At 56.6% G+C, this 17,938-nt stretch carries 22 protein-coding genes; 6 read left to right on the forward strand and 16 right to left on the reverse strand.

Annotated elements, in window-relative coordinates; translation table 11 throughout:
• The first annotated feature begins 74 nt into the window (after positions 1–74).
• The 3 genes from gcvP to arfB all read left to right on the forward strand — a co-directional run bounded on the left by gcvP (position 75) and on the right by arfB (position 4,008).
• Positions 75–2,963, forward strand: a complete 2,889-nt coding sequence (gcvP, locus tag Q8N00_15205) for an aminomethyl-transferring glycine dehydrogenase (protein ID MDP2384137.1) — start codon at positions 75–77, stop codon at positions 2,961–2,963.
• A 211-nt stretch (positions 2,964–3,174) separates the two neighbouring features.
• The gene (locus tag Q8N00_15210; GenBank protein ID MDP2384138.1) at positions 3,175–3,399 is read left to right on the forward strand and encodes a hypothetical protein; all 225 of its coding nucleotides are present in this window, start codon (positions 3,175–3,177) and stop codon (positions 3,397–3,399) included.
• 198 nt (positions 3,400–3,597) lie between these two features.
• The gene (gene arfB, locus Q8N00_15215; GenBank protein MDP2384139.1) at positions 3,598–4,008 is read left to right on the forward strand and encodes an alternative ribosome rescue aminoacyl-tRNA hydrolase ArfB; all 411 of its coding nucleotides are present in this window, start codon (positions 3,598–3,600) and stop codon (positions 4,006–4,008) included.
• Positions 4,009–4,191: 183 nt separating this feature from the next.
• Here the strand turns inward: arfB and Q8N00_15220 are convergent, their stop codons facing one another.
• Positions 4,192–4,971, reverse strand: coding sequence for an enoyl-ACP reductase (locus tag Q8N00_15220; GenBank protein MDP2384140.1), 780 nt, complete (start codon positions 4,969–4,971; stop codon positions 4,192–4,194).
• A 74-nt stretch (positions 4,972–5,045) separates the two neighbouring features.
• A complete protein-coding gene (locus Q8N00_15225) occupies positions 5,046–5,606 on the reverse strand; it encodes a mismatch-specific DNA-glycosylase (GenBank protein MDP2384141.1) in 561 nt (186 codons plus the stop codon).
• Between the two features lie 267 nt (positions 5,607–5,873).
• On the opposite strand from Q8N00_15225, the gene Q8N00_15230 reads away from it, so the two are divergent.
• On the forward strand, positions 5,874–6,101 hold the full coding sequence (locus tag Q8N00_15230; GenBank protein ID MDP2384142.1) for a hypothetical protein: 228 nt from the start codon (positions 5,874–5,876) through the stop codon (positions 6,099–6,101).
• A 75-nt stretch (positions 6,102–6,176) separates the two neighbouring features.
• On the opposite strand, the gene Q8N00_15235 is transcribed toward Q8N00_15230, so the two are convergent.
• The 12 genes from Q8N00_15235 to Q8N00_15290 all read right to left on the reverse strand — a co-directional run bounded on the left by Q8N00_15235 (position 6,177) and on the right by Q8N00_15290 (position 15,626).
• Positions 6,177–6,695 (reverse strand): NUDIX hydrolase, encoded by a 519-nt coding sequence (locus Q8N00_15235; protein ID MDP2384143.1) that lies wholly within the window; start codon positions 6,693–6,695, stop codon positions 6,177–6,179.
• Between the two features lie 117 nt (positions 6,696–6,812).
• Positions 6,813–7,913: a glycine cleavage system aminomethyltransferase GcvT gene (gene gcvT / locus Q8N00_15240; GenBank protein MDP2384144.1), complete on the reverse strand. Its 1,101-nt coding sequence runs from the start codon at positions 7,911–7,913 to the stop codon at positions 6,813–6,815.
• Positions 7,914–7,921: 8 nt separating this feature from the next.
• Positions 7,922–8,326, reverse strand: coding sequence for an FKBP-type peptidyl-prolyl cis-trans isomerase (locus Q8N00_15245; protein MDP2384145.1), 405 nt, complete (start codon positions 8,324–8,326; stop codon positions 7,922–7,924).
• A 96-nt stretch (positions 8,327–8,422) separates the two neighbouring features.
• Entirely contained in the window at positions 8,423–9,643 is a 1,221-nt protein-coding gene (locus Q8N00_15250) for an FIST N-terminal domain-containing protein (GenBank protein MDP2384146.1), read from the reverse strand.
• A gap of 205 nt (positions 9,644–9,848) precedes the next feature.
• Positions 9,849–10,076 (reverse strand): hypothetical protein, encoded by a 228-nt coding sequence (locus Q8N00_15255; GenBank protein ID MDP2384147.1) that lies wholly within the window; start codon positions 10,074–10,076, stop codon positions 9,849–9,851.
• Between the two features lie 102 nt (positions 10,077–10,178).
• Complete coding sequence (locus Q8N00_15260; protein ID MDP2384148.1) at positions 10,179–11,369, reverse strand: P1 family peptidase; 1,191 nt, start codon at positions 11,367–11,369, stop codon at positions 10,179–10,181.
• Entirely contained in the window at positions 11,359–12,756 is a 1,398-nt protein-coding gene (locus Q8N00_15265) for an MBL fold metallo-hydrolase (GenBank protein MDP2384149.1), read from the reverse strand. The genes Q8N00_15260 and Q8N00_15265 overlap by 11 nt, the downstream gene beginning before the upstream one ends.
• Positions 12,753–13,592: a TIGR00730 family Rossman fold protein gene (locus Q8N00_15270; protein MDP2384150.1), complete on the reverse strand. Its 840-nt coding sequence runs from the start codon at positions 13,590–13,592 to the stop codon at positions 12,753–12,755. The genes Q8N00_15265 and Q8N00_15270 overlap by 4 nt, the downstream gene beginning before the upstream one ends.
• Positions 13,593–13,649: 57 nt before the next feature.
• Positions 13,650–14,078 (reverse strand): hypothetical protein, encoded by a 429-nt coding sequence (locus tag Q8N00_15275; protein ID MDP2384151.1) that lies wholly within the window; start codon positions 14,076–14,078, stop codon positions 13,650–13,652.
• 1 nt (position 14,079) lies between these two features.
• A complete protein-coding gene (locus Q8N00_15280; GenBank protein ID MDP2384152.1) occupies positions 14,080–14,472 on the reverse strand; it encodes a hypothetical protein in 393 nt (130 codons plus the stop codon).
• Positions 14,473–14,485: 13 nt separating this feature from the next.
• Complete coding sequence (locus Q8N00_15285; GenBank protein MDP2384153.1) at positions 14,486–15,007, reverse strand: GNAT family N-acetyltransferase; 522 nt, start codon at positions 15,005–15,007, stop codon at positions 14,486–14,488.
• Between the two features lie 4 nt (positions 15,008–15,011).
• Positions 15,012–15,626: a DUF502 domain-containing protein gene (locus Q8N00_15290; protein MDP2384154.1), complete on the reverse strand. Its 615-nt coding sequence runs from the start codon at positions 15,624–15,626 to the stop codon at positions 15,012–15,014.
• Between the two features lie 153 nt (positions 15,627–15,779).
• Between Q8N00_15290 and Q8N00_15295 the strand changes: the two genes are divergently transcribed.
• Together Q8N00_15295 and Q8N00_15300 are read left to right on the forward strand one after the other, a co-directional pair.
• Positions 15,780–16,070, forward strand: a complete 291-nt coding sequence (locus Q8N00_15295) for a Trm112 family protein (protein MDP2384155.1) — start codon at positions 15,780–15,782, stop codon at positions 16,068–16,070.
• Positions 16,071–16,469: 399 nt separating this feature from the next.
• Positions 16,470–16,658, forward strand: a complete 189-nt coding sequence (locus tag Q8N00_15300) for a hypothetical protein (GenBank protein ID MDP2384156.1) — start codon at positions 16,470–16,472, stop codon at positions 16,656–16,658.
• Positions 16,659–16,843: 185 nt separating this feature from the next.
• On the opposite strand, the gene Q8N00_15305 is transcribed toward Q8N00_15300, so the two are convergent.
• Positions 16,844–17,215, reverse strand: coding sequence for a hypothetical protein (locus Q8N00_15305; protein MDP2384157.1), 372 nt, complete (start codon positions 17,213–17,215; stop codon positions 16,844–16,846).
• Positions 17,216–17,291: 76 nt separating this feature from the next.
• Positions 17,292–17,669 (reverse strand): hypothetical protein, encoded by a 378-nt coding sequence (locus tag Q8N00_15310; GenBank protein MDP2384158.1) that lies wholly within the window; start codon positions 17,667–17,669, stop codon positions 17,292–17,294.
• Between the last annotated feature and the right edge of the window lie 269 nt (positions 17,670–17,938).

Below are 17,938 nucleotides of genomic sequence, written 5' to 3' on the forward strand. Positions count from 1 at the left end.
GGCCGCGAAGGGGGCCGGCCGTAGACCAGCGCGCTCCACAAACGCCACTTACTCCGAAGGACAAGACGAACGCCATGGCCACACCGGACTTTCTGAGCCCCACCGACACCTTCATCCATCGCCATCTCGGTTCCACCGACATTGATGTTCGCCACATGTTGGCAACACTCGGCCTGCAGTCGCTGGAGGAGCTGAGCGATGCCATTGTGCCGGCGGATATTCGCCTGCGGAATGAATTAAACCTGCCGCTGCACCGCGGCGAACAGGCCGTGTTGCAAGACATCCGCTCCATCGCGGCAAAAAACCAGCTTTACCGATCGTTGATCGGCATGGGTTATCACGACTGCCTCACACCCGGCGTCATCCAACGCAACATTTTCGAGAACCCGGCCTGGTATACCCAGTACACGCCCTACCAGGCGGAGATCGCCCAGGGCCGCTTAGAAGCCCTCGTGAATTTTCAAACCGTGGTGGCGGACCTCACCGGCTTGCCCTTAGCCAATGCATCGCTCCTGGATGAAGCGACGGCTGCGGCAGAGGCCATGGCGATGTGTCTCGCCGTCTCCCGTTCGTCCGGCCTCGAACGGACAGCGTTCTTCGCCTCGCAAGATTGTCACCCTCAAACCATCGCAGTGATGCAGACGCGGGCAGAGCCCCTCGGCATGACGCTGCAGATAGGGCGAACGCAGACCATCGACTTCTCCAATCCCCAGCTGGCCGGCATTCTGCTCCAATACCCGGCCACCGACGGCTCTGTTAGAGACTACAGTGCCCTCGTGTCGCAGGCCCACGCGGCCGGAGTGCTGGTGGTGATGGCCACCGATCTGCTGGCCTTAACCCTGTTGAAAGCACCGGGAGAATTCGGAGCCGATATCGCCATAGGCTCCAGCCAGCGATTCGGGGTCCCGATCGGATTTGGCGGCCCCCATGCCGCGTTTCTTTCAACGGCTGAGTCATTCAAGCGACAGATGCCTGGCCGCATCGTCGGGGTGTCCAAAGACGTCACAGGGAAACCGGCAGCCCGACTCTCGCTGCAGACCCGCGAACAACATATCCGGCGTGAAAAGGCGACGAGCAACATTTGTACGGCGCAGGTCCTCTTAGCCATCATGGCGAGTATGTATGCGGTCTACCATGGGCCCGAGGGCTTGCGGAGGATTGCCGAGCGCGTGCATGGCTTGGCCGTACTCTTGTCAGCGGGTCTGCGTCAGCTCGGATTCGATGTCGGAGCGGAAGAGTATTTCGATACGATTCTGGTTCGACTGACGAAAGTGCAGTCTGAGCCTATTTTGTTCAGAGCCAACGAAGCCGGCATCAATCTTCGCAGACATGAGGACCACTCGATCGGGATTGCCCTGGATGAACTGAGCTCGGAGGACGAAATCAGGCGCCTGATGGAAATCTTCGTCGGCCATGATCGCCTGCCGTTTCAGGTCAGAGACTTGTGCCAGAACATCACCACCGATTTCCCGGCGCATCTTGCCCGTACCAGCCGGTACCTGACCCATGAGGTCTTCAATCGCTATCATACTGAGCATGAGATGCTGCGATATATCCATCGCCTCGCCGCGAAAGATTTGTCGCTCGTTCATTCGATGATCCCGTTGGGCTCCTGCACCATGAAACTCAACGCGACGTCCGAAATGTTACCGGTGACCTGGCCGGAGTTTTCGCAGCTTCATCCCTTTGCCCCGGCTGACCAGACGAAGGGGTACCAGGAACTGTTCGGTCAATTAGAAGCCTGGTTGGCGGAGATCACAGGGTTTTCCTCCGTCTCCTTGCAGCCGAACGCGGGCTCACAGGGCGAGTATGCAGGACTGATGGTGATCCGGGCCTATCACCGGAGCCAGGGTGAAACGCATCGAGACGTCTGTTTGATTCCCGTATCCGCGCATGGCACGAATCCGGCCAGTGCGGCCATGGTTGGCATGACGGTGGTCGTCGTCGCCTGCGATCGTCAAGGCAATGTGGACTTAGCCGATCTTGAAGCGAAGGCGTCCCAGTATCGCGATCGACTCTCGGCCCTCATGTTGACCTATCCCTCGACCCATGGCGTCTTTGAAGCGGGCGTGCGCCGCATCTGCCAGATCGTGCATACCCATGGCGGGCAAGTGTATATGGATGGCGCCAACATGAATGCCCAGGTGGGACTCTGCCGCCCAGGCGACATCGGCGCGGATGTATGCCATCTCAATCTGCATAAGACGTTCTGTATCCCCCATGGAGGGGGCGGTCCCGGAATGGGGCCGATCGGTGTGGCTCGCCATCTGGCGCCATTTCTTCCCGGCCATCCGGTCACGAAGTTAGGCGGCCAGGAATCCATCGGACCGGTGTCGGCGGCGCCCTATGGCAGCCCCAGCATCGTCACGATTTCCTGGGTCTACATCGCCCTGATGGGACGTGACGGATTGACCAAGGCGACGCAGGTGGCCATCTTGAACGCGAACTACATGGCCAAGCGGCTGGAGAAATACTATCCGATCTTGTACAGGGGAACGTCCGGGTTCGTCGCGCACGAATTCATTCTCGACCTTCGTCAGTTCAAGGAGACTGCGGGAGTCGAAGCGATGGATGTGGCGAAGCGATTGATGGATTACGGGTTCCATGCTCCCACCGTCTCGTTCCCGGTTGCCGGAACACTCATGGTCGAACCAACTGAAAGCGAGTCCAGAGCCGAATTGGACCGATTCTGCGAGGCGATGATCTTGATTCATGCCGAGATCCAGGAGATCGTCGAAGGCCGCCAGCCTCGCACGAACAATCTGCTGAAGAACGCCCCGCATACGGCACAGATCGTGACGGGCAATGAATGGACCAGACCCTATAGCCGTGAACAGGCCGCGTTCCCCGCTTCCTGGGTCCGCGACCATAAGTTCTGGCCTAGCGTCAGCCGGATCGACGAAGCCTATGGGGACCGCCATCTGATCTGCACCTGTCCACCGATAGAGGCCTATTCCAGCTAGCCGGCCGTCCAGACAGTCCGCCAGCGGCGTTCTCGCCTCTCCGCTTGCTGCGGCCTTGCTGGACGGCCTCTCTGAACAGCCCGCAGTCTTCGCCAGGTTCCGTTCATGGAACGCCCCACCAACACAATTCCCCCTCCTTTGGGGCATTGTGATACGACTAGCCAGTCAGCGATAAAGGAGCCTGTCCAATTCACAGGGTGAGGCCTATTCCATGTCGAAAATCTTGAATCTCAGCGCACACACGACCGACGAAGATCTCAAACACCTGACCACCTTGCTGCTCTATCACCTCGTTGAACAAAACGGCGGCCAAGTACAGTTCAAACTGGAAGATGCCCATCGCGTTCGCGAGAACCTCGCAACCAAGATGGTGCAAATGCAGGTGGGTGATGAAGTGCGGTTAAAAATCATCAATCGACTTCCTGAGTTATCGTAGTTCTGCATCAACTAATCCATATCTTAGCTCGCCGCAGTTAGACTGACCGCAACATCTTCCTGCAAACGATCTTGATAGATTTTTATTTACCGTACGCCCGTGGCAATCCTCATCAAGATACGGTTTGTTTCACCTCTCCAATTGAGATAACCTCGCTGCATCAGCGTTCGTCAGGCACGATTGATGGTTAGCCCAACCATGCTGCAGATCTCATCACACGTCACCATCCCCGACTCTGAAATCGACATCCATGCGATGCGGGCGCAGGGTGCCGGTGGACAGAACGTCAATAAGGTTTCGTCCGCGATTCATTTACAGTTCGATGTTGCGGCCTCCTCGTTGCCGCCCTTCTACAAAGAAGAGCTGCTGAAGCTCAGAGACAATCGAATTTCAGCTGATGGAGTGATTACTATTAAGGCTCAGCAGCACCGGAGTCAGGAGCAGAATCGAGAGGATGCGCTCACGCGATTACTCGAACTTATTCAGAGCGTGGCGATCCCGCGCAAGAAACGCAGAGCGACGAAACCGACGAAGGGATCGAAGCAGCGGCGATTGGAGAGCAAGACGAAACGAGGGAAGTTAAAAACACTCAGGCGGACAATCGAGTAGTACCTAGAAGCAATGACACGTGCATTCCGACAAGCGAGATACGAATGCCACTTCACGCCAACGGCTGTTCAAAAAGGCTGTCCAGCAAGGCCGCAGCGAGTGAAGGCCCGAGGCGTACCCTCTGTGGTACGTTGAGGGTCTGAGCGATGCGAGAACGAAGCTGGCGGGCTTTTTCAACAGCCGTCAGTCCGGCGACGCAAGTGACCCCAGGATATGATACCCGCCATCGACGTAGATCACTTCTCCAGTAATCCCACGCCCTAGTGGACTGACCAAGAACAATGCTGTATCACCCACTTCGCCTTGCTCGGTTGCGCGGCGTAGCGGGGCAAATTCTCTGTGGTGGTCGACCATCTTGCTGATGCCAGAGACTCCGCGAGCGGCAAGGGTCTTGATCGGACCGGCAGAGATGGCATTCACCCGAATGTTCTTCGGACCGAGGTCGTGAGCCAGATAACGGACGGTCGCTTCGAGCGCGGCCTTGGCAACACCCATCACATTGTAATGTGGCACGACCCGTTCCGCGCCAAGGTAGGTCAGCGTGACGACGGACCCACCGTCGGTCATGAGGGGCAGCGCCGCCTTGGTGACGGCAACGAGTGAATAGGCACTCACGTCGAGGGCCGTCGCGAATCCCTGCCTCGTGGTATTCACGAACTGACCGGTCAGTTCTTCCCGCGGGGCAAAAGCGACTGAATGGACGAGAAAATCGATCTTCGGAGTTTCCTTCCCGACATTCTGCATCAAGGCGGCAATTTGCGCGTCGTCTCCCACGTCGCAAGGAAAGGCTTTCGCCCCTGGCATCGTGGCGACCAGTTCTTCGACGTTCTCTCGTAGCCGCTCGCCCTGATAATTAAAGAACAACTTGGCGCCCTGGCTGGCCGCCGATTGGGCGATAGCCCAGGCGATGCTGTGCTTGTTGGCAACCCCGATGATCAGTCCTGTTTTGCCGTCTAATAACATCTGGCACTCCTACAAGAATGGTGAGAGTCGAGCTACCTCTTCGCTCCGAAAAGTGAAGATAGCACGATTTACGGTCAGAGTGAATCAGCTTCCTCACGGAGGGCTTGGAATGCGCCAAGCATGACGCTGTATGAATAATGCGCGTTTCGCCCGCTGGGATTGGGAAGGACGAACAACGGGACATCGGCCAATGGCACAGTCTGAAGTCCCAGGTTCACTCGTTGCCCCCTGGTAACAGGAAAAAGCGTCCTGTAAATGGTCACCCCGAGCAAGGCGACGATCTGTGGACGATAGCGTTGTACGGTGGCAACGAGTCTCTTTCGTCCAACGGCATATTCACCAGGCTTGAGTTCATCGATTCCTGCGCTGGGCCGTTGGATGATGTTCGTCAAACCAAGGCCCATCTCTGGTAGACGCCAATCGTCCTGGTAGGTCAGTGGCTCAGAAACGAGCTTCGATTCGTATAAAAGTTTCCAGAACCGATTGGAGTGACCGGCAAAATGGTGGCCCATGGCTGCAGAACGGAGGCCTGGGTTGATGCCGACGAAGAGGATCCTGACTCCAGGCTGAATGTGGTCTGCGAGCCCTTTATGAGGGTGAGTCTTGGATTGTTGACGTACTGCTATGCGGATCATCGTTTCGGTCAAATCGCTGGTCAATTCCGTCTCAGGTTCGACCAGGATGTGCGTTCCTTGGTTTGAGGCGGTTTAGCCGTCGACCAGCCATTCTGCCACAGAAAAGCGAAGGTGTGGCCCTTCGGCTCTAGCCAGGTAATTACTCATAACACATTGATAAGACAAGCAAGGCATCGCTTTTTAAGTTCCGGCACTAAGCTTGCTGAACAGTCCTAGCGTGTGCCGATCATGGCACGATATTCAATCACTAACAGGGGGTCACATACTATGAAGAGCATGTTGATGGCAATCATGGCAGTGGCAGTGGCAGTGTCGTTCAGCGCACCTTCCTTCGCCGGCGAAGAGAAGAAGGACAAGAAGGATGAGAAGAAGGGCGGCCACGTCCTCGTGTACGGCGATGAGAAGAAGGATAAGAAGGACGAGAAGAAGGGTGGCCACGCCGATACGTTCAACGACAAGAAGGATGAGAAGAAGAAAGACGAGAAGGCTAAGTAGTCCCTTTTCTCTGACGAGGCTAGTTCGCTTGAAGGGTCTCCTGCCTAAAGCGGGAGACCCTTCGAGTCCTCTTCCCTACCTGCTTCTTTCCCGAAGATAGACGGCCTGCAATCCCACGATCGATTTTGCATCTCTGATCGCACCAGTCTCAATCATGCTGATGGCTTCCAGTAATGGCAGTTCGATCACTTCGAGCACTTCATCCTGATCGAGCTGTTGCTTTCCCGCCGTCAACCCGGTTCCCTTGTAGACATGGATCACCTCGTCGGTGAACCCCGGCGCGGTCAAGATACTGGACAGCAGTTCAAGCTTGCCCGCCCGATAGCCTATTTCTTCTTCCAGCTCTCGTGCCGCGCAGGCCATCGGGTCTTCTCCAGGATGGAGTTTTCCCGCAGGGATTTCGTAGATGAACCCTCCGGCTGCCTGGCGGAACTGCCGAATCAAGACAACCGTGCCATCGTCTTTCAGCGGCACCACCGCGGCTGCGCCAGGATGGCGGACCACTTCTAAGTCGACCGTGAGGCCGTTCGGCAACGTGACGGTGTCGACGTTCACGTTTATGATGATGCCCGTATACATGCGTTTGCTCTGCATAAACATTCCTAGAGGCTTGAGGCCAGAGGCCAGGGGCGAAGAATTGGATGCACGTACATGCTCGATATCATCTCAGTTCCTTTAGCCCCTCGCCCATTGCCTCATGCCCGCGCAAGGCTACGCCTTGCGCTTCTTGTAGAACGGTGGCTTGACGATCTGAGCTGGGACGTTCTTGCTGCGAATCTCTATCAGGATGGACGTGCCGGGCTCCGCATAGCGCAGAGGCACGTAACCCAACCCGATGCCCTTCTGAAGAAGTGGCGAGAGGTTGCCGCTGGTTACCTCGCCGATGGGTTGGGACGTTGCGGAGTCAAGGATTCTGAATCCGTGGCGTGGCACGGCCTTCTCAACCAGTTCGAACGCTACGAAACGACGAACGACCCCGGCCTGTTTCTGCGCCAGGAGCGTCTGGCTGCCGATGAATGGACCTTTCTGGAAGCTGACCGTCCAATCCGCATTGGCTTCAAGCGGCGTCGTGTCTTCACCCATGTCGTTGCCATAGAGCAGATAGCCCATTTCCAACCGGAGAAGATCTCTCGCGCCGAGTCCGGCCGGCTTGAGTCCCCAGGCCTGCCCCTTCTCGATGAGTAGGTCCCAGAGGCGGCCGACCTTGTCTGCATCGATATAAATCTCATAGCCCAATTCACCGCTGTAGCCTGTTCGGGCTAGCAAGCAAGACAAGCCCCCTATGGCCCCCTTACAAGTGTGATGGAGCTTGAGCCCTTCGAGAGCCGTCCCGCCGAGACTCATGAGTAGCTCGCGAGATTTAGGACCCTGGACGGCCACCTGAGCCAATTCAACCGACCGATCGTCGAGACGAACCGTCCTATCCTGGCCAAGCTGTGTGTGCAGCCACGACAGGATTTTCTCGCGGTTCGAGGCATTCACACACAAGAGAAATTCGTCCGACCCGAGCCGATAGACAAAGATGTCGTCTTTGATGCCCCCGTGCTCGTTGCAGACCATGGAATATTGGGCTTGCGAGACCGCGATCTTGTCGACGTCGTTCGTCGTGACTCGCTGGAGGAACGGGATAGCACCGGGGCCGGCGACTCGCAACCGCCCCATATGACTCACGTCGAAGAGGCCGATATGGGAGCGGACGGTATGGTACTCGTCCACCACACCGCTATACTGAATCGGCATTTCCCATCCGGCGAAATCGACGAGTTTGGCGCCGCAGGCTTGATGCTGCGTAATCAGTGGGGTCCGTTGCATGACGTGGCTCAGAGGCCCAGCAGTTCGACGTCGAAAATCAACGTGGCATGTGGAGGAATCAGGCCGCCCGCACCCTGTGCGCCATACCCGAGCTTTGATGGGATGGTCAGCTTTCGCTTGCCGCCCACTTTCATGCCCTTCACGCCCTCATCCCATCCTTTGATGACTCGCCCGGCCCCTAGAGGAAACGAGAAGGGCTGGCCCCGGTCTACGGAACTGTCGAATTTCTTCCCGTTTTCCAGCCAGCCGGTGTAATGCACGATGACCGTCTGTCCCGCCTCGGCCGTGGCTCCGGTTCCGACCGTCAGATCGACATACTGCAACCCCGATGACGTCGTGACTTCATTTCCTTCCGCGCCTGCTTCTTGATGCGGCATACCTGCTCCTTTTCTGATCGTTGGCCACCTGAGCATTCAGGTGGAGGACAATAGACTCACACATTGCACTGCGTCGCATCGCCTGCCGACCGCGAGACCGACAATCTCTATCGAACGCTCACGACACGACTCTCACGGATGTGGCGCACGGGAGTTCGGTTCAGAGAAAATGACCACGCTGGCCGTGTAGCCATGCAGGAAATTGCGTCCCCCGACAGGACCGATCTCTCCTTGTGCGAAAAATCCAGCCGTCGGGAGAACCCCGAGGCGCTCTTGCACGACTCCACTATCGTGATGGGGCTGGCCAAAGAGGCCCTCTCCACGCCCACAACAACTGAACAAGAGGGCTCCGAGCGGCGGATTCCGGTGCTTTGCTCGATCCGCAGCCAGGAGAAAGTGCAAATCGTCGCTGGCCGATTTTGCATCGCGGAGATGAAATTGAACGGTCTGGCCTTCCTGTACCACGTCTCCGATCGCGACGGCCCCGGCTTGTTGATCCGCGCCGATGAGGTTACGAACGAGGAAGTCGCCCCGCTCGAAATGGCTCTTGTGCTCATCGATGACAATACCAAGGTGTAATGCGCGATGGGCATCGCGGCGTTGGGCGCCTCCCAGGGACTCGAAAACGTCCTGGAGCCGCTTTAAGGCTGAGACTCCACCGAGTTCATGAATCAGATTGCCTTCTGCCCTCGTGACGACAAACCGTTCACCGATCGGCCTGCAGCCTTGCGAGGTCACGGTTCGTACCGCGATCGGTCCCGTGAGTTGCACCCCCACCACGCCCCCGTCGAACACCTGATCGTTGAGGAGGAGCCGATTTTCTCCTGCATCCCGACCTCCTCCGGCGAGGCCCCCGACGACTTTGCCCTGAGGGTACCGGTCTGTCATGAGGGAAAGAACTTCCTGCATCGGTGTCGAGAAGGGATCAGCGAGGAGGAGAAAGGTCGATTCTTCCAGTCCCGGATCCGGCCACCCTGGCATATGAATTTGGTCCTGCAAGTGAGAGACGGAAAGGTGGAGCGGAGTCACGGTAACCCCGGGAAGGCAGGCCACCCAGATGGTCATGGCTGCAGCGGCTTCAATTTCTTCGGCGCCGGCAATCACCCCTTCGCCGGAACAGCCCAGACAGACCTTGGCCCGCAAGTCCTTCTGCAACATGGCAGAGATCATGGAGGTTTTGGCCGCATGGTGGGAAGAGAAAAACACGAACGCCAGATCGATAGGGGCCGTGCCGATTTGCATCAAGATGGCATCGGCAAGATCTCGAGTGGCAGCTTCCGTATCGGTCTTGCGCGAAAGTGCAGTTGCAAACTGAAGCATGGTCGGAGTGGTCGTATCTGTGAGTTGAGTCATAATGATATGAACGTTTCTTCCCGCGGTTGCCGATAGGTTTTCAGGATGCTCACAATGGCCGCCAGCAAGTCCTCCGCGAACTATCACTCTTACGGGGTGGGTGGAAGCTCCCTACTGCGCTCGGCCAACGAAGGCCTTCAGAGGCCGTGGGTTGCGCGAGCACGGGAATGGTTCCAACCCACCACGCCAATTATTCAGCATCCTGCTAGACCCCTGGATCCATCCGTTCTGGACGGTCCTTCGCCAGCTTGTTGTAATAGCGCCACATATAGGAATGGTAGTCGTCGAGTTGCGCCAGAAGGTAATGCAGCTCTGTGGGATCTTCTGACTCCACGGCATGAACCATGCGGGTTTTTAAAAACTCGGTGAACGCATTGGTTTTCCCCAATACGGTCAAGAGATTCAAGCCGCCACCAAGTTGATATTCGTTCATGCCACTCCTCCAGTCGCAAGAGAGTCGAAAGAGGATAGCGAGGGGCGCGAGGGAAATGCAAGTCAGAGAATCCGCTGGTCTTGCAGGACCATATTTCGCGAGTTACTTGGCCTGTCTATCGATGATGGTACGGAGCTTGGCGAGGGAGATGGCCTCGATGCGATGGCTGTCTCGTCCCACCACGGTGGTCGCCATCGTCAGGGCATTGAGAATGGCCTCTTCGGTCGCTTCGACCGTGGCTGTGATCATCGGGTTCAGATGGGTGTCGGACAGGTGGGTCTGTTGATACGTCGGCTCTTTGGGATAGTGCGGGATGCTATTGCCGGTGGAGAAGGCCAGGATGAAATCGCCACTGCCGTGGCGCGCAGTGGAGCCGGTGCGGGCGAGACCGAGCGCGGCACGTTTGGCCAGCCGCGTGAGCTGCCGACCATCGAGCGGCGCATCCGTGGCCACGATGATGATGATCGAGCCTTCACTTTGTCCAGGCGACAGGGCCTGGGCGACGGGAGGCACGGCCTCATAGAGCCGCCCGACCGGCAGGCCGCCCACGACGAGTTCTGGCCGGCGCCCATGATTCGCATTGACGAGCACGCCAACCGTATACCCGCCTTCACCTTCCGGCAATTTCCGTGACGAGGTTCCGATGCCGCCTTTGAATCCGTAGGACACCATCCCTGTTCCGGCGCCGACCGTGCCTTCCTGTACCGCTCCGGAGGAGGCACTGTCGATCGCCTTGACCACATCCGCCTCGGACACATGCCGCCCTTGAATGTCGTTGAGCCGCCCATCGTCGCATTCGGCGACGACCGGCGTCAGGGTATCGTCGGTAATGCCGATCTCAGGATAACGCGCGATCATCCAGTCCATGACCCCGTTGGCGACTCGCGGCACATTTAACGTATTGGTGAGGGCGATCGGATATTCGAGGAAGCCGGATTCGCTGATCCAGGCAAGGCCGGTCATCTCACCGGTTCCATTGAGGACGAACGACCCGGCCGGCACTTTCTTATGCCAGACGTCGTCGCGGGGAACCACGACCGTCACACCGGTACGTACCGGACCATGACCCGGTACGAGCGCTCCTTCTCCTGTCACAAGCGTGGTCTGTCCGACTTTGACCCCTGCGACATCGGTGATGGCGTTCTGTGCTCCGGTCGGATATTGCCCGATGACTATTCCGAGGTCACGGACTCGCTGACGAGTCTCAGGACCGTCGGCGGCGCTCGCCGACAAGCATCCACACAACATGGAGACAGAGGCTAGGACCGCGATCGTGTTGCGGTTAAACATCATGGCTGGATCCTCGATGGGGAATCTGGACGTCAATGCCAGGATGTTCGGTTTGAATGGCTGTGCCAAGGGACAACGCCTGCTTCTCTTCGCCGTGCACGATGAAGACCTTGGCCGGCAATGGATTGATGGCCCGGACATAGGCCAGAAGATCATTGCGGTCGGCATGGGCCGAGAGCCCATTGAATGTGACGATCTGCGCCCGGCGTGGAGTGGGGACGCCGAAAATGGGCACGACATCCCAGCCTTCGACAAGTTTGCGTCCTAGGGTATGCTCGGCTTGAAAACCTACGAAGGCGATCACATTCGCTTCGTCTTGAATCGCATGCTTGAGATGGTGCACGACACGACCGCCCTCACACATGCCGGAGGCGGAGATAATGACGCAAGGGCCCTTCATCTTGTTCAGGCGCATGCTCTCTTCCGGCAAGGAGACAAAATGGATATACCGGGACGCGAAGAGGTCTCCGGAAGAGGTGAACGTTTTGGTGGTTTCTTCGTCGTAGCATTCCGGGTGGCGACGAAAGACCTCCGTGACTCGTGAAGCCAGAGGTGAGTCGATATAGATCGGAATGGGATCGAGGCGACCCTCACTGACGAGTTCCTTGATTCGCATGACCAAGTCCTGAGTCCGTCCAACGGCGAATGCCGGGACGATGATCTTGCTCTTGTGGGTTTTGGCATGGGTGAGAAGGTCTAGCGCCTTCTGTTTCATGAGCTCACGGTCGGCTTCGTGCAGCCGATCGCCGTAGGTCGACTCCAGAATCAACACGTCGCAGGGCTGCGGTGGCTCAGGGTCTCGAAGGATCGGCATGTTGGAGCGGCCCAGGTCTCCGCTAAAAAGCAGCGTGGTCGTATTGCCCCGCGCCGTATATTTCACTCGGATGGCCGCCGAGCCCAGGATATGGCCTGCGTCGTGAAAAGACGCGGTCACGCGCGAAGAAATCTTGAGCAGGTCTCCGTATCGCGCGCCTTCGAATCGCCGAACCACCTTGCGAACGTCGGCGATATTATAAAAGGGGCGAACACAAGACCTGCCTCTCCGCTGCTCCTTCTTATTAACGTAGCTACAATCGCTCGCTTGCACGTGAGCCGAATCTTCCAGCATGAGCTGCGTTAAGTCGGCGGTGGCTCTGGTGAGATGCACGTTCCCTGAGAAGCCGTGCTTTTGAAGTATCGGTAAGGCGCCGGAATGATCGACGTGGGCATGGGACAGCAACACGGCATTGACTGACTTGGGATCGAAGCCCAAATTTCGATTCTGTTCAAATGCCTCTTCTCTACGTCCCTGAAAGAGCCCGCAGTCCAGCAACAGCTTGCATCCCGGCAGTTCAACCATGTGGCGACTGCCCGTGACGGATCTCGCTGCGCCGTGAAAGGAGAGCTTCATGATGGGGTCACGCCATTGTGGCGTCCGATCAGCTCCCAGGCTTCTTCGGCTGTTTCGGCATAGTGAAACAACTGCAAATCCTGTTGCGCGATGAGTCCATTGTCGACAAGCCATTGCCAGTTGATTACGCGCTCCCAAAAGTCGCGTCCGACGAGCACGACCATGACGCTGTTCGTCTTGCCGGTTTGGATGAGTGTCAGTGTCTCGAATAACTCGTCGAGCGTGCCGAATCCTCCGGGGAATGCGACAAGCGCCTTGGCGCGGATCAAGAAGTGCATTTTCCTGATCGCAAAATACCGAAATTGAAAACTCAGCCCTGGCGTAATATAGGGATTCGGATGTTGCTCATGCTGTAGGGTAATGTTCAAACCGATTGATTTGGCTCCCACGTCTGCGGCGCCACGATTGGCGGCCTCCATGATGCCGGGCCCTCCGCCGGTCACAATCACATAATCGCATCGACCGTCGATTTGGCAGGTGGATGAAACCAGACGCCCGAACTCACGAGCCATGTCATAGTATTTCGAGAGTGCGAGTTGTCGTCGCGCGATGGCGACCCGTTGCTGCTGCGTGGAGTCGTTCGGGGCTTGAGCCGCGTCCCTCTCTGCTGCCTCGAGTGCAGCATTCGCCGCAGCCGGTTCTTGTAGTCTTGCGCTGCCGAACACGACGATGGTCGATTGTATGCCCGCTTCGCGTTGGATCAACTCGGGCTTTAAGAGTTCCAGCCCAATGCGGACGGAGCGGAGTTCTTCCCGTTGGAGAAACTCTGAATCGCGATCGGCGGGAATGTAGGAGGGGTCGGGAATGCTTGAATCTGAACCAGATTGAGGACTCATGAGGGCGATTATAGCTGGCGCGTGGACATCCGGCAATTCATGATGCGAGGCGCTGGCCTAGAAGGGCCAAAACCATACGATTGGCTCATCCGTGGTTCGTCGTGAAAATCCATAGGCGCGCACGGCCCACTGGGGATCGAATACCACCTGGAATTGTTCGGGAGTGATTCCGGTCTTATTGAGGGTCATCGTTGGGGCATACGGCAAAACCAGGCGGGCGAGGGCGCCGAAGTCGAGTGCTGCGGACTTGGTATCGCTCCAATTGTAGAGCGCCACGACGCCGAATTCAGATTCGGTGACTTCATCCGGAGCGCCGATGTGATCAGCCAGCTCGAGCATCGTCGTCTCTCCGATACGGATAAAATTGACCTGCTCTGAAGTCACAACGTCGTTGAAAACTACTCGGCGGACGCTACAGCCGTCACAGAGTACAAGGATGAAGAGCGCGCCGATGACGAGCCTGACCGCGGGGAAGCCTGTTGCCACGTTAGTCACCAAAGGGCCACAATCGGAATTGTGTGCGGCCAGTCCGTTTCCCGTAGACCACTTCCTCGGCGATCCCATTTCGGTTGAAAAACACATAGAGGTTATCGCTCTTGATATCCATCCGAATAAAATTGAGTAATACGAGCAACATCGCGGGCGACTTTCCATCGTAGTAATAGTAGTGAAAGATCTCGCGTTCGTAGCCCCGGACAATGCGATCTGGCGCGCCGATCATTGAGACGACTTCTGCCATAGTCGTCGTGCCTTTTTTGATGCGAGAAATGGACTCTTCTTGAAGCGGCTCGCCTATTGTCCCCCTGGTCACGACACAGCCTTGGGTGAGGGTCATCACAAGGACGATGATGATGCCAATCATTGGTTTGAACGATACCACGAGTACTCCTTGGTTAAGCTTCGTGAGGACGATCCTCTAATCCTTTGTGGCGTGCCAGAACGAAGTCGGTTTCAAAGATGGCATAGGCTGCTGGAGTAAGCCCCACTCGACGGTACACGGCCTGGGCCAAGCTGTTGCTCTCCTCGACGTAGAGACGAACTCCGCACACATTCGGGCTTGTCTTGGCCCTGGCCATGACGGCTTCATGCATCCGGCGAAACACGTTCTGGCGACGCCAGGCGGGGTCCACATACAGGCTCTGTATCCACCAGAACGAGCCGTTCCGCCAATCGCTCCATTCATAGGTGATCATGAGCTGACCTAGCAGCTGGCGATTTCCACCTTCTTCCAGCTCGGCGACCATGAAAAATCCTCGATCCGGAGATTCAAGGAGGGTCCTCGTTCCCTCGGATAGCCGGTCAAGATCAAGGCGGCGACCTTCGGTTTCAAATGCCATCGCAGCGCTGAAGGACACAATTTGTTCTGCATCTCCTCGTGTAGCAAGTCGGACGTTCAGGCGGTCAACGATTGACATGGGATTAGGTCCTCGTCTTCGGAGCTTGGAGCCATCCGGGTTCCGGCTTGTATAATCCAGCCGTGAACTCCATTTTGATGGCATCTTCCGCTGATAGATTAATGGGTCGGAGCTGCGGCTGCGGGATGAATGCAAGAAAACCGGTGAAGGGATGAATCGCCGTAGGCACAAAGACCATGAGTAAGCTGGCTGGGGCCACTTGGAGCACCGATGGTGCAGCCCCGATGACAAAACCGATTGCCCAGAGACCGTCTCGAGGAAATGGGAACACCACGACGGTGCTACGCCCAAAGCGAGAACTGAAATCAAGCAGATCGGTCATCCCTTTGAGGGTGACATAGACACTACGGACCAAGGGAATCTGCTCGATCCATCGCTCTGTCTTGGTGATTACACGCCGCCCCACGACATGAGTCGCGATCATCCCAATCATCACAACGAGGAACAGAAACAGGACCACGCTGAGTCCGGGAGTCTGGGCCTCGCCGATATGCCAGGGGAGATCATGAATCAATTCACGAAGACTATGGAATAATGTGGAAAATATGATGAACGTTGCCCAGGCTGGCACAAGAATCAGCAAGCCAGCCAGGGAATACTGCCATAGAGTCTTCGACATAGCCGATAGCTTCCTCACAGACGTTCAGCAAGATACTAGCCTAACAGAGTCCGTATGACCACATTGCGCCGTACACGGGACTTGATCTCTTCGATATCGGTGCTCTATTGTAAAAATATAGGATTCACGTGAGCCACACAAGAGGGGTACGTTATGGCAGATCATGCGGAAGCAAGGCGTCCAGTCAATATCGACAAGGATCTTCTCGCCATTCTCTGTTGCCCTGACACGAAACAGGATGTGAGCTTGGCTGATGACGCCCTGATTGCCAAGTTAAATGAGGCCGTCACCCGTGGGCAATTAAAAAATAAGGCGAGTAAACCGGTCACCGAACCACTCGACGGGGGCTTGGTCAGAGGCGACAGGAAGATCCTCTATCCTATCCGAGAAGACATCCCGGTCATGCTCATCGAAGAAGGCATTCCTCTTGAGGGAGTGATCTAGCCAGATCCGCTCACAAACAACATTCTTCTGCACGACAGTATTCTCACGTTTAGACGTTGTATTCCCCCCTCCTTGTAACGGGAAGACGCTCCCCACGACCTTGGTCGTCGGTGCCGATCCACAACTATACCTACAACTGTCTATTGATGGTCGGTTTTGGATCCGGTCGATGTGCCGCAATGCTGGCACAGATATTCGTATAGGTTGCCGGTTGGGAGCACAAGGAGGAGTCGTTCGCGTGTTGGAGTCGCCACGCGGCACTGAGGGCAGTAGAGTAGGGATGCGTTGAGCGATTTAAACTGATCTACCTGTTGAGGAACGCCTGGTTTAGGCCGAGGCATCCTGGGGGACATGCCTGCTGGCCAAGCTTGGTCGATTGGTTTACGCGGAGGTCCTTGCATGAAGGAATTGTATGCGGGTGGGCCGGTGGAGGTCAATAACGAGAGCGCGAATGTTGAGCGGCTGGTTTACCATGAAGCGTTGGGGCTGTTCTTCGACGGAAGCTTAGGACAGGGCCGAAGCAGCCGCCAGATTCCCCGTCCTCCTTGTACCAGCCCATACACGGCAACCCCGCTTAATAAGCCGTAGAACCAGGCCATACTCCATGGCCAAAGGTCTGGAGCGTGCAACACAACGCCGAGAGCGATATGACCCCCGATCCCCATGCACAATGCGAAAACGATCCATTCTCGCATCATTGTAATGAATGCCCAGGTGTCATGGGAAGCGAGGAGTGAAACTGGTACGGGGGGCCAGCATTGAACGCGCCAGCGTTATACCGCTGGCGTCTTGGCCGACTCTATCTCAGTTGCTGTAATCAGGCTCGACAGATAATCGGCCACAAAATTGAGGGCTTCCTCACGGCCATCTGCCCGACGCCCTTTTTCTCGACGCTGGACTGACAATTCGTGATCAAGGTCCGACTTGACCTCTGTGAGCACCCGCTGAAGGGAAGAGGGAGTCAAATTCGCATCCATGTCTTCGAGCTCTTGGCAGCGATCAAGTACCCAATTCAATCCTTCGATGCGTCCGGAATAATGCTCCTGCTCACCCGTGTCAATCCGTGACATCGTGGTTGCAAATGTCTGGGCCTCGTAAATCAGATTGTAAAAGCTGGTCACGGCTCGCTGTAGGGTTGGATTCATGTCGCTCCTTTGCGCAAGTTATTAACCACTCGATTATACATGAGAAAGCTCAGGCGACAAGGAAAAAGTTATCGCGCTAGGTGAACAGGAGAGAGTGGAACTCGTTCATGAAACCGTAATAGAGGGGGGCGAAATCTTTCAGGCTATCGGGGCTGGTTTCTTTGAGACGCTTGAAGAAAAACACCTGTGCGCGCGGGTCCAACTGTTCCAATAAATGGCTCAATTGAGCCATGGTGTAGCTGCCGGTCGGAACACTGAGGACATAGTGGACGAGGCGCTCGACAAATTGCTGAGCAACATACTCGCTGGCGAGGTAGCCATCCGGGAGTTTCCCTGAAGCCAGAAACTCGCCGAAGGGTATGGCTTGCGCAGCAAATGGAGTTGATTGCTGCTGAGGAGAGGTCACGCCGATGGTATCCCAGCTTGTAATGGAAGAATATCCGAATACTCCCACAACTCTACTGGACCACCTGTGGCGCGTCAAGTGCGCAAAAGGGGCATCTACAGCCTGAGCCGAAAGGCCGCCGCCGACTCAAGGGGCCTGTTCAAACAGAAGGGGCGGAATACCATTTGGCATTCCGCCCCCCTGCTGACACGAGACCCTAGCTGTGACTTACAACCAGGTGACGCGCTCGGCCGGCCGAATGTAGATCGGCTCTTCGACCTGAATACGCGCCACTTCCTTGCCCGACTTGTTGAAGCCCAACACGGTATCGTTGTACA

This window comes from Nitrospirota bacterium, from assembly GCA_030684575.1.
Lineage (GTDB): Bacteria > Nitrospirota > Nitrospiria > Nitrospirales > Nitrospiraceae > Palsa-1315.

Bases quoted from the DNA above. Each gene is read 5' to 3' on its own strand.
- gcvP (MDP2384137.1), top strand. From the start codon at position 75: ATGGCCACACCGGACTTTCTGAGCCCCACCGACACCTTCATCCATCGC.
- Q8N00_15210 (MDP2384138.1), top strand. From the start codon at position 3,175: ATGTCGAAAATCTTGAATCTCAGCGCACACACGACCGACGAAGATCTC.
- arfB (MDP2384139.1), top strand. From the start codon at position 3,598: ATGCTGCAGATCTCATCACACGTCACCATCCCCGACTCTGAAATCGAC.
- Q8N00_15220 (MDP2384140.1), bottom strand. From the start codon at position 4,971: ATGTTATTAGACGGCAAAACAGGACTGATCATCGGGGTTGCCAACAAG.
- Q8N00_15225 (MDP2384141.1), bottom strand. From the start codon at position 5,606: ATGATCCGCATAGCAGTACGTCAACAATCCAAGACTCACCCTCATAAA.
- Q8N00_15230 (MDP2384142.1), top strand. From the start codon at position 5,874: ATGAAGAGCATGTTGATGGCAATCATGGCAGTGGCAGTGGCAGTGTCG.
- Q8N00_15235 (MDP2384143.1), bottom strand. From the start codon at position 6,695: ATGCAGAGCAAACGCATGTATACGGGCATCATCATAAACGTGAACGTC.
- gcvT (MDP2384144.1), bottom strand. From the start codon at position 7,913: ATGCAACGGACCCCACTGATTACGCAGCATCAAGCCTGCGGCGCCAAA.
- Q8N00_15245 (MDP2384145.1), bottom strand. From the start codon at position 8,326: ATGCTCAGGTGGCCAACGATCAGAAAAGGAGCAGGTATGCCGCATCAA.
- Q8N00_15250 (MDP2384146.1), bottom strand. From the start codon at position 9,643: ATGACTCAACTCACAGATACGACCACTCCGACCATGCTTCAGTTTGCA.
- Q8N00_15255 (MDP2384147.1), bottom strand. From the start codon at position 10,076: ATGAACGAATATCAACTTGGTGGCGGCTTGAATCTCTTGACCGTATTG.
- Q8N00_15260 (MDP2384148.1), bottom strand. From the start codon at position 11,369: ATGATGTTTAACCGCAACACGATCGCGGTCCTAGCCTCTGTCTCCATG.
- Q8N00_15265 (MDP2384149.1), bottom strand. From the start codon at position 12,756: ATGAAGCTCTCCTTTCACGGCGCAGCGAGATCCGTCACGGGCAGTCGC.
- Q8N00_15270 (MDP2384150.1), bottom strand. From the start codon at position 13,592: ATGAGTCCTCAATCTGGTTCAGATTCAAGCATTCCCGACCCCTCCTAC.
- Q8N00_15285 (MDP2384153.1), bottom strand. From the start codon at position 15,007: ATGTCAATCGTTGACCGCCTGAACGTCCGACTTGCTACACGAGGAGAT.
- Q8N00_15290 (MDP2384154.1), bottom strand. From the start codon at position 15,626: ATGTCGAAGACTCTATGGCAGTATTCCCTGGCTGGCTTGCTGATTCTT.
- Q8N00_15295 (MDP2384155.1), top strand. From the start codon at position 15,780: ATGGCAGATCATGCGGAAGCAAGGCGTCCAGTCAATATCGACAAGGAT.
- Q8N00_15300 (MDP2384156.1), top strand. From the start codon at position 16,470: ATGAAGGAATTGTATGCGGGTGGGCCGGTGGAGGTCAATAACGAGAGC.
- Q8N00_15305 (MDP2384157.1), bottom strand. From the start codon at position 17,215: ATGAATCCAACCCTACAGCGAGCCGTGACCAGCTTTTACAATCTGATT.